We start from the raw sequence: 13,058 nt of genomic DNA, 5'->3' as shown, positions 1-13,058 counted from the left end.
TTACCGTTCCTACCATGAAGATCGGCGAACTTGCCCGGTTGACCGGCGCCAGTCCCAAGGCCATCCGCCGGTACGAGACCTTGGGACTGGTGACACCGAGGCGGCATCCCAACGGGTATCGCGACTACGACGAGCGAGATGTGCGGCTGGTCCGCGAGATTCGCGAACTCAATCACCTCGGCATCGCGGTCGAGGAGACCCGCCCGTTCCTGGACTGCCTGGAATCGGGCGGCGACCACGTCGACGACTGCCCGGCATCGCTGGCCGAATACCGCAGGGCCATCGACATTCTCACCACCCGCATCGTCGGCCTGACCGAGCGCCGCGACGCCCTCACCCGCCGCCTCCGCGATGCCGCCTACCGCGGCAGCGTCCGCACCCCGCCGCGGTTGCTCACCCTCCCGCCCGACCTTCCAGTGCCCGAAGATGACGGCGCGGCAACACATCTCACGGGCCGCCTGCTCCCGGCGCTGACTCTGGAGGCCACCGACGGCACCAGGGTCGATCTCGCCGCCCTGCGCGGCCGCACCGTCGTCTACCTCTACCCACTCACCGGCCACCCCGACGCGGACATGCCCATCGGCTGGGACACCATCCCCGGAGCCCGCGGCTGCACCGTCCAGGCCTGCGACTTCCGCGACCACCACGCGGACCTGCTCGCCGCGGGCGCCGACCGCGTCTTCGGCCTGTCCGTCCAGGACTCCGCCTACCAACGCGAAGTGGCCGACCGCCTCCACCTCCCGTTCCCCCTCCTGTCCGACACCGCCCGAAACTTGGCCGCCGCCTTGACCTTGCCGACCTTCGAGGTGGACGGCGCGACGCTGTACAAACGGCTGACATTCATCATCCGGAACCGGACGATCGAGCACGTCTTCTATCCGGTGTTCCCACCGGATAGACATGCGGGCCAGGTACTCCGCTGGCTCGAGTCGGCGGTGCCGGGCCTCATTGGTTGATTACCAGGAGACCGTGGATATCCGCGAGGACCTCGAGCAGGTCGGGGTCATCGTTGCGGTCGAAGGCCGTGGTGACCGCGCGGAGGGCGGGGCCGTTGAGCCAGGCGACCAGTTCCCGATAGGTGGGTGACGTCCGGTCCCAGAAGGCATTGTGCGGGAGGAGAAGTCCTTCCTTGTGTCCGCAGTCCCGAGTGACGAACTCGTGCAGTCGGCGGATTGCGATTTCGCCGTCGAGCTCGGCCCATCGCGACAGCCGAGGTGCAATCGTGTCTTCGGCCGAACCCAATGCGCACAACAGGGTGTCGACCCTCTCGTGCGCAGGGTCGTGGGTCAGCAGGTCGTGCCAGAGCGCGTCGAAGACGGCACCGATGGCCTCGGCCTGCGGCCAGGACTGCCAACCCGCCCTGCGCAGCTTGCCGTAGCACACCTCGATATCGGGCATGCGGCGGTCATGGCCGTGCAGCAGTTGCAGGATCCGCCCGGTCAGGTAGTGCAGATCGGCGTCGGACCCCACGGTATCGAGTGCACTGAAGGCGTAGTTACCCAATATTCGATTCCGGTCAGCAGGCGACGCGGACGGGTGAGGATAGCCGCGTAGTCATCCACCTTCTTGCAGTGCGGGCAGCAGTCGATCGCCACCGGCGGCCGAACCGGATCGAAGGCTTCGTCGAGCGTCGACAATGCCACCGCGACACCACGATCCATGTGATCGGACGCGATCTCGAACGGCTCACGGGCCACCCACCTCAATGCCCGCCTGTCGACATCCATGCCGCCCAGTATGCCGAGATCGGCCCGCCTCCGAACCGGATCGCCCCGGATCTGCTTCTCGCCCAGGGAGATTACCGTCGTGGCCGGTCTCTGGCCTGGCGCATGCTGGCGGCGTAGCCGTCCAGTAGTCGGTCCAGGCCGTGCCGGAAGCCGCGTTCGGCGCGGTCGGCCGCATGGGGTTCGGCGGCATCCAGCCATGCCCTGGTGACGAGTGGGAATCGCCCGCTGGCCATCACTGCGCGCGCGTAGGTGTCGTGGGCCGCCATCCAGGCGTCGAGGTCCTGGCCGGACCGCTGCGTCGCCGCCCGCTCGGCCAACTCGCGTACGGCGTAGCCCTGCACGTAGGCGTCCAGTGACTCGACGACGATGATCATCTCGTCGATCGACAGCCCCCACCCCTCGACCGCGCGTAATCCGCGCTCCTGCAACGCCAATCCGTGTGGCCCGACGGCCGGTCGGCCGGACAGCGACGCCATCCAGGGATGGTCGAGGATCAGCTCGCGCTTCCACGAAGCCAACAGGCCGAGGTCTTTTCGCCAGTGGTGGGTCGGTAGCGGCAGCGGCACCGACCCCAAAACCTGGTCGACCATCAGGTCGAACAGATCATCCTTGGCGGTCACATAGCGATAGAGCGAGGTCGTACCCGTCCCCAGCTCGGCGGCGACCCGGCGCATCGACACGGCATCCAGGCCCTCGGCATCGGCGACGCCGACACACGCGGCGGCGATCTCGTCCCGGCTGTGCGCCGGTTTCGGCCCGCGGGCCGCCCGCTCCGGCCGCATCCAGATGACATCCACTGCGAACAGCGTATCCTAGTTTCACGACTGCGAACACTGTGCCCGGGAGGCTCTATGGATGTCATTGTTGTCGGAGCCGGGCCGGTCGGCGTGCTTCTCGCCGCCGAACTGAAGCTGGCGGGCGCCGACCCGGTGGTGATCGAAAAACGCGAGGGCCCTTCGGGTGAGCCGCGCGCCAGGGGCATCGGTCCGCTGGCAACCGAGGCGCTGGTCCGGCGCGGCCTCGGCCCCGAACTGGCTGAGCACGATGAGCGGGGTCGTGCGGACAAGCTTCGCGATCATGGCAGCGCGAAGGGGCACTTCGCCTCGATCTTCAAGATCGATCAGGACGCCCAGGAAGAGCCCGACCGCCGCTTCACGCTGATCTGGCAGAACGAGCTGGAAAAGATTCTGCTCGACTACGCACGCAGCCTCGACGTGGAAATCCGCTACGGCACCGAACTCACCGATCTGCACCAGGACGGCGACGGCGTCATCGCCAACGGGCTTCGCGCCGACTATCTGGTGGGCTGCGACGGCGGCCACAGCACGGTCCGCACGCTGGCCGGTTTCCAATTCCCCGGCACGCCGCCGCTGATGACCGTGCGCCGGGTCGCCGCCCAGGTCACCGGCGAGCTGCCGCCACCCGGACGGCTCGACAACGGCATTCTCTATTACGGCGACGGCATGGTCGCCACCTTCGACTTCTCCGACCTCGACCGGCACGATGGACCGATCACCGCCGAGGAGATGCGGGCCAGCATCAAACGGGTGGCCGGTGTCGACGCGACCGTGACCGACGTCGGTGACGGGCTGCGCTTCACCGACCAGGCACGCCAGGTCACCACCTACCGTCGCGGACGCGTGTTCCTCGCCGGGGACGCCGCGCACGTCCACTCCCCGAACGGTGGTCAGGGCCTGAACCTCGGCCTGATGGACGCGGTCAACCTCGGCTGGAAACTCGCGAACGGCAGGAACGAACTGCTCGGCACCTACCATGCCGAACGCCACCCGGTCGGCGCCGCAGTCCTGCACAACACGCGCGCGCAGTCCGCACTGCTACGCCCCGGCCCGCACACAGATGCGCTGCGCGACATCGTCTCCGACCTCATGGACATCCCGGACGTCGTCCGCTACTTCGGCCGGATGACCTCCGGCCTCGGCACCCGGCACGAACTGCCGTACCGGGTGGACCACCCACTGGCCGGGACATACTGCCCCGACCTGCGACTCACGTACGCAGACGGTAGCCACGGCAGACTCTCCGACCTGACCCGAGCCGGTGGGCCGGTGCAGATCGGCCCGCCGGAAGTCATCTCCACCGGCCGCAACGACCTTGCCGCAGCACTGATCCGGCCCGACGGCGTCATCGCATGGGCAGCCGCACCAGGCGACTCGCACGAGACACCAGCCATCGCGCGCAGCACATGGCAGTGACTTCTCGGCACCGACGGCAACATTCGCGTTGGCTGGGGGTTAGAAGGTGAATTGGTTGCCGTAGGCGGTGTTTTGGAGGTAGGCGTTGGGGGTGGTTATCGAGGCGGTGGTGAAGGGGACTGCGGTTACGGGGGAGGCGCAGCGGGCTACGTTGAGGGGGGTGCGTTGGTGGGATAGGTGGTAGGGGAAGGTGGTGGTGGGGTCCAAGGTGGCGGTGGCGGTGGTTACCGTGGTGATTTGGCCGGGGATCAGGGTGGCGGAGAGGGTTTCGGACATGCCTGCTGTTCCGGAGAGGGTGGGGGCGATGGTTACCGAGGGGGGTGCGCCCAGGGTTACCGAGGGGGTGATGCCTACGGTGCCGCTTTGGTTGGGGATGAGGCCGACCGTGATGCCGCTGGAGAGGTCTACTCCGCAGCCGAGGATGTAGCCCACCGCGACGGTTCCGGAGGTGATCTTCTCCGGGTGGACGTCGACCGAGTAGCGGCCCGCCACCTGCACCGAATGCGAGAACGGGACACCGCCCGGCGCTTGATTTCCCGCGCCGACGGTATCGGTGTCGTCGACCGCCACGGTCAATTCCGTTCCCCCCTCGGACTGTAACGTGCTCGACTGCCCCTGCTCGGCGGCCGCCACCGGAGCGAGCGCGGCCGCAATCACGGTGCCGCCGACGACAACGGCTGTGGACAGGGCATATCGAGTTGCGCGGTGATGCATCAAGCCAGCTTTCTCGGTGAAACGATCGTGGGACGGTGGATACGGGGTACCACCGTAGAGATAGTCGGCCGCCACCACCACAGGTTCCTAATGAAAATGATTGCCGATTAGGATCGTTTCCCGTGGATTCTGATTCCAGGCCCGAGCGTGTTGTTCGATGTCGGGCGGACACTCGCGCACAGCCGTAACCGGCCGCAAGTATTGGCGGCCGGTCGGGTCGGCGAATTGAGTTACGGGGCTAGCTGGTTGGCCTTGACGGCGTTGGTGAAGGTGTCCCACTCGGCTGGGGTGAAGACGAGTGCTGGGCCGGTGGGGTTCTTGGAGTCGCGGACGCCGATGTGGTCGGTGCCGAGGAAGGTGACTTCGACGCAGTCCTGGCTCGCGCCGCTTCGGGTGCTCTTGAACCAGTGTGCGCCGGACATGTCAGGGCTCATGAATCCCGCTCCGCTACAAGGTTATTGGTTGTTGAAGCCGTCGGTCTCGAGCGCGTTCGTGAAGCTGTCCCACTCGGCCGAGGTGAAGACGAGTGCAGGGCCTGTCGGGTTCTTGGAGTCGCGGACACCGACGTGGCCTGCGCCCAGGAAGGCAACCTCTACGCACTCCTGGCTGCCGCCACTTCGGCTGCTCTTGAACCAGCGCGCTCCGGATAGACCGACTTTCATGACGAATACCCCTTTGCCGTCCGTCGCAGCAGATCCCTACTTGCCTGCTCGCTCAACGCTACACGGCCGAGGTTGGCGTGCGCGGCGCGATAACGATCTACAGTATCGCGTCCGTCCAGGTACATTGCGCCTGTATAGCTTTCGACGTACACAACGGGAGGCTCGTGGGGCTGACCTGCTTCGGCGTCTTCGAAATCCATGATGATGAAGGGGCCGGTGAGATCGCCCAAGGGCACTCCGACGGCATACGGAAGTATGCGTATCCGGACATTCGGCCTGGTTCCCAAGTCGGCAAGGTGGTAGAGCTGGGCGGCCATGATCTTGCGGCTACCGATGATGCGATGAAGGACCGACTGGTCGAGGATGACGTCGATCGCCAGCGGGCGCACCTTACGCTTGATGAGCGTCTGACGTTGCATCCTCATCTCGACGCGGCGTTCGATCTCGGAGTCCGGCTCGGTGGGGTGAACGGCGCGAAACAAGGTCCGTGCGTAGGCCTTTGTCTGAAGCAAACCTGGAACCAACTCGACGAACGACGCCAACTTCACCGCCACCGACTCGAGCCCCATGTACACATCGAAGTTCGGAGGTATCAGGTCGGTGTACTTGTGGAACCACTCGGTCGCACCTCCTTGGTCCGCAAGCCATTTCAATGCCATGGTCGTGACCTCGTCGGCCCCCATGACTCGGCAGAACATCTCGATGTCCTCCGGGTCGATATTTACAATCGCCCCCGTCTCCAACCTCTGAACAGTCGCCGCGCTACACCCCATCAACTTCGCCGTCTGGGCGAGGGTCAACCCGACCTCTGAACGCATCTCGCGCATGATGCGACCCAACTGCCGTCGCGGGATGGCCGAACCTTTTGCTGCCATGACGAACCCCCTTGCTCGATGATATTCACGGAATGTGAATGCGAAATGCCATGTATTCGGATGTGTACCTTGACTTTTACGATTTGCGCATGCAGCCGCCGATTCCGCTGCGGGGCGATTATCTACACAATGTGATCCACCGGTGGCAGATTGACGATTTCGACCGAACCCCACCCGACCTCCCCGAAGTGGCAAGCGCGTCAGTCACTTTCGAACTGTCACACGACCGTGATTCGGATTGTCCGGACCGGATACTCGACAGTTGCAGGGGGAGTGTCGATTCCGCTGACCGGGGTGGCCGGGTTGTGGTGTACTGGGGGCGCGCATGTATAGGTCAATGCCGACCAATGGTCGTTGGAGGAAAATTGTGAAACACTGCCGTCGCGCTTGTGTCTACGGGACGATCCTGGTACTCGCTACGATGGTCGTAGCTGGCCCAGTATCCAAAGCGCCTGCGGCGGAGGCCGATTCCGGTCCAGTGCTACAAACCTCGGCCATCGAGCTCGACAATGCGGTGCACTGTACCGGCGACGCGGCGCACCGCAAGACCGTCCTGCTCGTGCACGGCACCGGGCTGTCCGTGGCCGATTCGTGGTCGTGGGGGTATGAGCCCGCGCTCCAGGCGGCCGGGTTCGCCGTGTGCACTGTGCAGTTGCCACAGCATGCGCTCGTCGATTTCTACGAGTCCGCCGAATATGTCGTCAATGCCATTCGGGTCGCCCGCGCGGCCGCCGGTGGGCCGATCAGTACCATAGGGCACAGTCAGGGGGCCGCACTTCTGTTGTGGGCCACCGCATTCTGGCGTGATGCGGCTACAGATGTCGACAAGGTCATCGGGCTCGCGCCCGGGGTCAACGGTACCGACCTCGGGAACCTGGTCTGCACCACCGATTGTGCCGACCTGGCCTGGCAGGTGCGCTTCGGCTCCGGCATGCTCACCGCGCTGCATCGCCGCGGCCTGGCCCCCGGCATCGACTACACCAACATCTGGACCAGCACCGACGAGGTGGTGTTCCCGCAACCGGAGGCCAGCAATATCCCCGGCGGCAACAACATTTCCGTGCAATCGGTCTGCCCCGGCCGCGTGGTCGACCACCTCGAGATGCTCGGCGACGGCGTGGCCTGGGCCCTCGCCCTCGACGCCCTCACCCACCCCGGCGCGCCCGACCCCGCCCGCCTCGCGCCTTCCGTCTGCTCCACCACCACCCTCCCCGGTGTCGACACGAACAGGATGGTGTCCTCCCTGACCACCGCCGCCAGCCGAATAGCCACCTACATCGCCGCCGCCCCGCACACTCCCCACGAAATCCCGGTCCCGCTCTACGCCGACCACTGAGGCGAGGCTTGACCTGTACCCCGGGGTCCGGGTTTAGCGTCGGGGCATGATCGAATCGACGTCACTACAGGGACGAGCCGTGGTCATCACCGGCGGCGGCAGCGGGATCGGGCGGGTGGCGGCCCATCGGTTCGCCGCGGCGGGCGCCGACGTGCTGATCACCGGGCGCACCGACACGACGCTGCGGCAGGCCGCCGACGGCACCGGAATCCGCACCGCGACAGCGGATGTCGGTACCGCCGACGGCCGAGCCGCGATCATCGAGGCGGCGACCCGCGAGTTCGGGCGGATCGACGTCCTGGTCAACAATGCGGGAGTGACCCTGCCCGCCGCGCTCGGGAAGATCGACCCAGCCGCCGCCGAGCGGCAGATCGCCACGAACCTCGTCGGGCCGATTTTCCTGACGCAATCCGCGCTGCCGCTGCTGGGCACGGGCGCGACCATCATCAACGTCACCTCGAACACACCCGACCGCGGCTGGCCGGAGGGCTCGATCTACGGCGCCACCAAGGTGGGGATGGATTTCCTCACCAAGACATGGGCATTGGAGCTGGCCGAGCGCGGCATCCGGGTGGTATCCGTCGCGCCGGGGATGACCCGGACACCGATCCTCACCAACTCCGGTCTGACACCGGAGGAGATCGAGGCGGGCCTGCGATTCCAGGAGCGAATCCCGCTCGCCCGCTTGGCCGAACCGGAGGAGATAGCCTGGTGGATCGTGGCCGCCGCGAGCCCCGAAGCGAGTTACCTCACCGGCCAGGTGATCCGGGTGGACGGCGGCCTGAGCGCGGCGTGAGGTGAGCGATGCGGATCGGTGAGCTGGCGAGACGAACGGGGGCTACCCGCCGGGCCCTGCTGTATTACGAATCCCACGGCCTGCTGCCCAGTCGGCGCACGACCAACGGGTATCGAGAATACGACGAGCACGCGGTGCGGCGAGTCGACAATATCCGCTGCCTGCTCTCGGTGGGCTTCACCGCCGAGGAGATCGTCGGCCTCGGCTTCCTGCCCTGCCTGGAATCCGACCTGCACGCCGCCTGTTCCGCGAGCGCCGCGGCAATCGCCCGCAAACTGTCCGCCGTCCAGTCCACCCTCGAGGAGCTGACCGTCACCCGCGACCGCCTCATCGCCCTCCTCGACAGCGCCACGGGCCATTCGGTAGCCCGGCCGCTGCGCCCCGCGGGCTGACCCGCCGACGCTTCCGCGAGTATCGCGGACTCCGCGGTGAATCTGTGCGAAACTTGCGCCCGAAGTTCACGGGGCACTTTTCGATGGAACATGGCTCGGGCCGTCGCTTGGGAAAACTACCGCTCGGCGAGGAGACCGGTTGATGGCGTGTCGGGTGATCGAGAGCTGTTGTCGCGCAGTGCGGAGGGCGGTGGTCCGTGCGGCGGTGGTGTCGGGTGCGGTGGGACTGTCGGCGGTCGCGGTGACCGCGCCGGGACACGCGCAGCCGTTGGCCCCGTCGCCGGGCGCCCTGGTGGGCTGGGATACCTACCGGCAGCTGGACCGGTTGCCGTATCTGGCCCCCGGGGTGGAGACGCTGCAGTACTCCAGCTACGACCGCAGCGGGAGAAACGACGACGGCAACGGTGGGTGTATCGGCGGGGGCGGCGCGGGATGTGTGGTGGCCGAGGACCACGGGGCCGGTGAGATCGATTCGATCTGGTTCACCCGCGACGGCGGAGATGTGACGGCCATCGGCAATATTCGCATCGAACTGGACGGGGCCGTCGTCCTCGACGCCCCGCTGCAAGCGGTGGTGGACGGCGCCGCCGGAGCGCCGTTCGTTTTTCCGCTGGTGGCGAACGCCGCGCAGTCGCCGGGCGGGGTGTACATCAAAGTGCCTATGCCGTACCGGGATTCGATGCGGATCAGTGTGGCGCAGAATCTGCAGTACTACCACGTGACCTACCGGCACTTCCCGGATCCGATCGGGGTGGCGACCTTCGATCGGTCCGATCGGGCCGAGGATGTGCTGGCCATGCTGCGGGGTGCGGGCGCGGGCGATCCCAAACCGGCCCGGCCGAATGCGCAAAGGTTCACGCGCACAACCGATCTGCCGCCGGGGGCGGTCGTGCCGGTCGCGCAGGCGTTCGGCCCGGGCAGCGTCTCGGCGCTGCGGCTGCGGCTGCCCACCGACGCGGCATTCGGGGGTCTGCGCCTGCGAATCGCCTTCGACGGCAGGGATTTCGTCGATTCCCCGATCGGTGAGTTCTTCGGCGTCGGGCTGGGCGGCGCGGACGCGATGCCGGTGCGGTCGCTGATGTTCGCGGCCGATCCGGTGCCCGGTGGGTGGTTGTCGGCGTGGTGGCCGATGCCGTTCATCGCGAATGTCACCGTGAGCCTGGTGAATACGACGGGGGAACCGATCAACGGCGTCGACACCGAGACGACCGTGGACCCGGATCCGCAGTGGGCGGTGGCCCTGGCCACCGGCCAGGCCGGACACTTCGCGGCCCGCTCGCACGCGGGACCCACCGTGCCGGGCCGGGATTGGAGCTTCGCCGACGAACTCGGCCACGGCAAATTCGTCGGCGTCAGTCACACGATGAGCGGGCGCCGCATCGCCACGTCCTTCACCGCGCAGGCACCGTGGTTCCTGGAAGGCAACGAACACGTCTACGCCGACGGCGCACCGGCCCCGCAGATACCCGGAACCGGCACCGAGGACTTCTACGAGGGCGGCTGGTATTTCGATTCCGGAAGGCGTTTCAGTCTTCCGCTGACCGGTGCACCGACGGTCCGCAGCGGCGGCCCCGCATGCGCCGACTATTGCCTCACCGCCTACCGGCTCATGCTTCCCGACGCCGTCAACTACCTGTTCGCCCTCCGATTCGGCATTCAACACGGCCCGGTCGACGACGAACAGGCCGACTACAGTTCGACCGCTTTCCTGTACGAATTCTGAAAACCAGCGAATTCCGAACACACCGAGCACGATCGTTTCCATCGTTCGCGCGGTGGTCGTGGCCACGGCGGGTGCGGTGCGCGCCCTCGTAGCGTCAGTCCGTGCGGATCTGGAGGCCCGGGTTGTCGGCCAGCACGTCCGCGACCGACTGCGCGACCATCATGATCTGCGGGACGGCCCGCAGGAATTGGTCGGTCGGTGGGGCGGTTTGTTCGAAGCCGTGTGGGCCGATGTTTTCCAGGAGCTGGCCGAGGATCGGGCTCAGCGGGGAGGGTGGCAGCTGGCTCGGCTTGTCGGTGGGGAACTGCCTCGGGTCGGTGTTGCCCGCGCCTTCGCTGACGATGCCCATGGCGAGGGTGCCCGAGACGAGGGCGCCGCCGCTGTCGCCGGGCAGGCTCAGGGCGGTGTGCTTGAAGCGGATCGGCGGGCGGTTCGGGTCGGGCTGGTCGATCTGGGTGATGATGCCGCAGGTGAATCCGGTGGTGGCGCCGGACTTGCAGACCGGCGCGCCGACCACGGGGACACCGACGCCGGTGATCGCTATCGTCCGATCCGCGCCGCGAACGAGGTTGTTGCGGAACGATTCTCGTTTCTGGTCCGCGATCCGCACGATCGCGTAGTCGCGCACGCCGTCGACCACCGACTTCTCGAAGGCGCCGGTCTGCGCGCCGACCACGTGCCCGGGCAGGAACTCGAAGGTCTGCTGGTCGTCGGTCGCCGGGGAACCCGCCAGGGCGGCGGCGTTGCAGTGGCCCGCGGTGAGAGCGGCCGGATGGCCGTCGCGATCGACGGCATTGAAGGCCCAGGAACATTTGAGAGCCTTGTCGCCCGGTTGTCCGGGCTGCGCGCTGACATATACGTCGCCGCCCGCGATCGGGCCCGCGGGTGTGGCCGCGAGGGTGTCGGTCAGCGGCCCGTCGGCCGGTGCGGTGCCGGGGGCGGCGACCGTGAATCCCGGTGCCGCGCCGGCCTCGGCGAGCAGGAAACCCGCCTGCCGCGCCGCGACCCGGGCCGCGGCGGCATCCGGGCGGACCATCACCACCGGCTGCCCCGCCCGATTCAGCTCGACTCCGGTGACCGCGCCGGGGAATCGCCGCCGGGCATCGGCGGCGAATCCGGCCAGCCGCTGGGCGAGATCGGCCCGCCGCAGGTACTCCGCCGGACTCAGCGCCAGATCGCGGCCGACCGCGGTGGCCAGCGCCGCGGGCAGCTCGTGGCCGCGAACGGGATCGGTCGGCGCGGCGGCGGCCCCACCGGCGACCGCTGCGGTGGACAGCACGAGCGCGGCGACCGCCACGGCGGCCGAGCACGATCGCCCGGCACGGGGGCCGGAAGGACAGGCGGTGTCGTGGTTACGCATCATCGATAACCGTAGGCGCTCGCCGGGTGAAAACCTGGCAATCGGATGACAGGAATCTGACAGCCGGTAGCCCGTTACACCATTTTCGCGTGGGATTTGCCACGTCGGCTCTCAGCAGCTCATCAGGTTTGCGCCAGTTCGTTCTTATTCGGCCGGGGCACGGTTGCGAGCGTCGAAAGGAGATCGGGCGTGGGCCTGTCGAGGAGGAGAACGAGCGCGGCACTGGTGATGGCGGCGGCCGTGGCAGTGGCGCCGATAGTGGCGGCGGGAGCGGCCTCGGCCTCGGCGGTGGCGGCCGCCGGGCACTCGGCCGACGGTTCGTATATCGCGTCGGTGACCGAGAAGGACGCCAGATCCCTGGTGTTGCAGGTGTATTCGGCCGCCATGGGCAAGCAGATCGAGGTCGACGTGCAGCGCCCGGCCGACACCTCGACACCGAAGCCCACCCTGTACCTGCTCAATGGCGCCGGAGGCGGCGAGGACAGCGCCACCTGGCAGAAGCGGACCAGCGTGCTGCAATACCTGGCGACCAAGGACGTCAATGTGGTACAGCCGGTCGGCGGCAAATTCAGCTACTACACCGATTGGCGCGCACCGGATCCCGAGCTGGGCGTGAACAAATGGCAGACCTTCCTGACCCAGGAATTACCGCCGCTGATCGACAAGGCGCTGAACACCAACGGCCGCAATGCCATTGCGGGCCTGTCGATGGCCGGGACCTCGGTGCTGCAATTACCGATCGCCGCGCCCGGGCTCTATCAGTCCGTGGCCGCGCTGAGCGGTTGCGCGCAGATCAGCGACCCGGTCGGCTACGACATGATCTCCACCGTGGTCCGCGCGGGTGGCGGCGATCCGGACAATATGTACGGCCCCAAGGGCGATCCGATGTGGGCGGCCAACGATCCCTATGTGCACGCCGACCAGCTGCGCGGCCTGAACCTGTTCATTTCCAGCGGCTCCGGGATACCCGGCCGCTACGACACGCTCAACGGTGAATACGCCCTGCCCGGGCCCGGCGGCCTGGCCAATCAGGTCACCGTCGGCGGCGCGCTCGAGGCCGCCACCGCCTACTGCTCGCACAACCTGCAGAATCGCCTGAATCAGCTCGGCATCCCCGCCACCTACGACTTCGAACCCACCGGCACCCACTCGTGGGGCTACTGGCAGGACGAACTGCGGAAATCGTGGCCGGTGCTGGCGCGCGGGCTGGGCCTGCCGGAGGACTGACCCGGCCGCAAGCGCCACGCCAGAACGGTGCAA

Annotated in this window: 14 protein-coding genes and 1 pseudogene; 7 read left to right on the top strand and 8 right to left on the bottom strand. The window is 67.2% G+C overall.

What is annotated here, in order from left to right:
- The first annotated feature begins 14 nt into the window (after nt 1-14).
- A complete protein-coding gene (locus HPY32_RS37360; protein ID WP_067588506.1) occupies nt 15-956 on the top strand; it encodes a redoxin family protein in 942 nt (313 codons plus the stop codon).
- Here the strand turns inward: HPY32_RS37360 and HPY32_RS37355 are convergent.
- From HPY32_RS37355 to HPY32_RS37345, 3 genes are all read right to left on the bottom strand, one after another.
- Nucleotides 946-1,470 carry a hypothetical protein gene (locus tag HPY32_RS37355; RefSeq protein WP_156674475.1) on the bottom strand — a complete coding sequence of 175 codons (525 nt, stop codon included), beginning with the start codon at nt 1,468-1,470 and terminating at the stop codon, nt 946-948. The two genes, HPY32_RS37360 and HPY32_RS37355, sit on opposite strands and share 11 nt — an antisense overlap.
- On the bottom strand, nt 1,440-1,697 hold the full coding sequence (locus HPY32_RS37350; RefSeq protein ID WP_156674476.1) for a hypothetical protein: 258 nt from the start codon (nt 1,695-1,697) through the stop codon (nt 1,440-1,442). The genes HPY32_RS37355 and HPY32_RS37350 overlap by 31 nt, the downstream gene beginning before the upstream one ends.
- Nucleotides 1,698-1,798: 101 nt before the next feature.
- Nucleotides 1,799-2,524, bottom strand: a complete 726-nt coding sequence (locus HPY32_RS37345) for a TetR/AcrR family transcriptional regulator (RefSeq protein WP_197696504.1) — start codon at nt 2,522-2,524, stop codon at nt 1,799-1,801.
- Between the two features lie 54 nt (nt 2,525-2,578).
- On the opposite strand from HPY32_RS37345, the gene HPY32_RS37340 reads away from it, so the two are divergent.
- A complete protein-coding gene (locus tag HPY32_RS37340; protein WP_067588510.1) occupies nt 2,579-3,940 on the top strand; it encodes an FAD-dependent monooxygenase in 1,362 nt (453 codons plus the stop codon).
- 39 nt (nt 3,941-3,979) lie between these two features.
- Here the strand turns inward: HPY32_RS37340 and HPY32_RS37335 are convergent, their stop codons facing one another.
- From HPY32_RS37335 to HPY32_RS37320, 4 genes are all read right to left on the bottom strand, one after another.
- On the bottom strand, nt 3,980-4,654 hold the full coding sequence (locus HPY32_RS37335; protein ID WP_156674477.1) for an MspA family porin: 675 nt from the start codon (nt 4,652-4,654) through the stop codon (nt 3,980-3,982).
- Between the two features lie 230 nt (nt 4,655-4,884).
- Nucleotides 4,885-5,088: a DUF397 domain-containing protein gene (locus HPY32_RS37330; RefSeq protein WP_067588516.1), complete on the bottom strand. Its 204-nt coding sequence runs from the start codon at nt 5,086-5,088 to the stop codon at nt 4,885-4,887.
- A 21-nt stretch (nt 5,089-5,109) separates the two neighbouring features.
- Nucleotides 5,110-5,316, bottom strand: coding sequence for a DUF397 domain-containing protein (locus HPY32_RS37325; protein WP_067588518.1), 207 nt, complete (start codon nt 5,314-5,316; stop codon nt 5,110-5,112).
- Nucleotides 5,313-6,191, bottom strand: coding sequence for a helix-turn-helix domain-containing protein (locus HPY32_RS37320; RefSeq protein ID WP_067588520.1), 879 nt, complete (start codon nt 6,189-6,191; stop codon nt 5,313-5,315). Before HPY32_RS37320 ends, HPY32_RS37325 begins: the two co-directional genes overlap by 4 nt.
- 478 nt (nt 6,192-6,669) lie before the next feature.
- Between HPY32_RS37320 and HPY32_RS37315 the strand changes: the two genes are divergently transcribed.
- From HPY32_RS37315 to HPY32_RS37300, 4 genes and pseudogenes are all read left to right on the top strand, one after another.
- Nucleotides 6,670-7,527, top strand: a complete 858-nt coding sequence (locus HPY32_RS37315; RefSeq protein WP_171983252.1) for an esterase/lipase family protein — start codon at nt 6,670-6,672, stop codon at nt 7,525-7,527.
- Between the two features lie 46 nt (nt 7,528-7,573).
- On the top strand, nt 7,574-8,323 hold the full coding sequence (locus tag HPY32_RS37310; RefSeq protein ID WP_197696505.1) for an SDR family NAD(P)-dependent oxidoreductase: 750 nt from the start codon (nt 7,574-7,576) through the stop codon (nt 8,321-8,323).
- An 8-nt stretch (nt 8,324-8,331) separates the two neighbouring features.
- Entirely contained in the window at nt 8,332-8,715 is a 384-nt protein-coding gene (locus HPY32_RS37305; protein ID WP_067588526.1) for a MerR family transcriptional regulator, read from the top strand.
- Nucleotides 8,716-8,857: 142 nt separating this feature from the next.
- Nucleotides 8,858-10,429 (top strand): annotated as a pseudogene (locus HPY32_RS37300) (glycoside hydrolase family 172 protein); the annotation flags it as partial.
- Nucleotides 10,430-10,532: 103 nt separating this feature from the next.
- On the opposite strand, the gene HPY32_RS37295 reads toward HPY32_RS37300, so the two are convergent.
- Nucleotides 10,533-11,801 (bottom strand): S1 family peptidase, encoded by a 1,269-nt coding sequence (locus tag HPY32_RS37295; RefSeq protein ID WP_156674479.1) that lies wholly within the window; start codon nt 11,799-11,801, stop codon nt 10,533-10,535.
- Between the two features lie 225 nt (nt 11,802-12,026).
- On the opposite strand from HPY32_RS37295, the gene HPY32_RS37290 reads away from it, so the two are divergent.
- On the top strand, nt 12,027-13,025 hold the full coding sequence (locus HPY32_RS37290) for an alpha/beta hydrolase (protein WP_067588532.1): 999 nt from the start codon (nt 12,027-12,029) through the stop codon (nt 13,023-13,025).
- Nucleotides 13,026-13,058 lie beyond the last annotated feature (33 nt).

This window comes from Nocardia terpenica (genome assembly GCF_013186535.1).
GTDB classification, from domain to species: Bacteria; Actinomycetota; Actinomycetes; order Mycobacteriales; family Mycobacteriaceae; genus Nocardia; species Nocardia terpenica.
The sequence above is the reverse complement of the archived record's forward strand: the minus strand, read 5'-3'. Positions and strand labels throughout refer to the sequence as shown.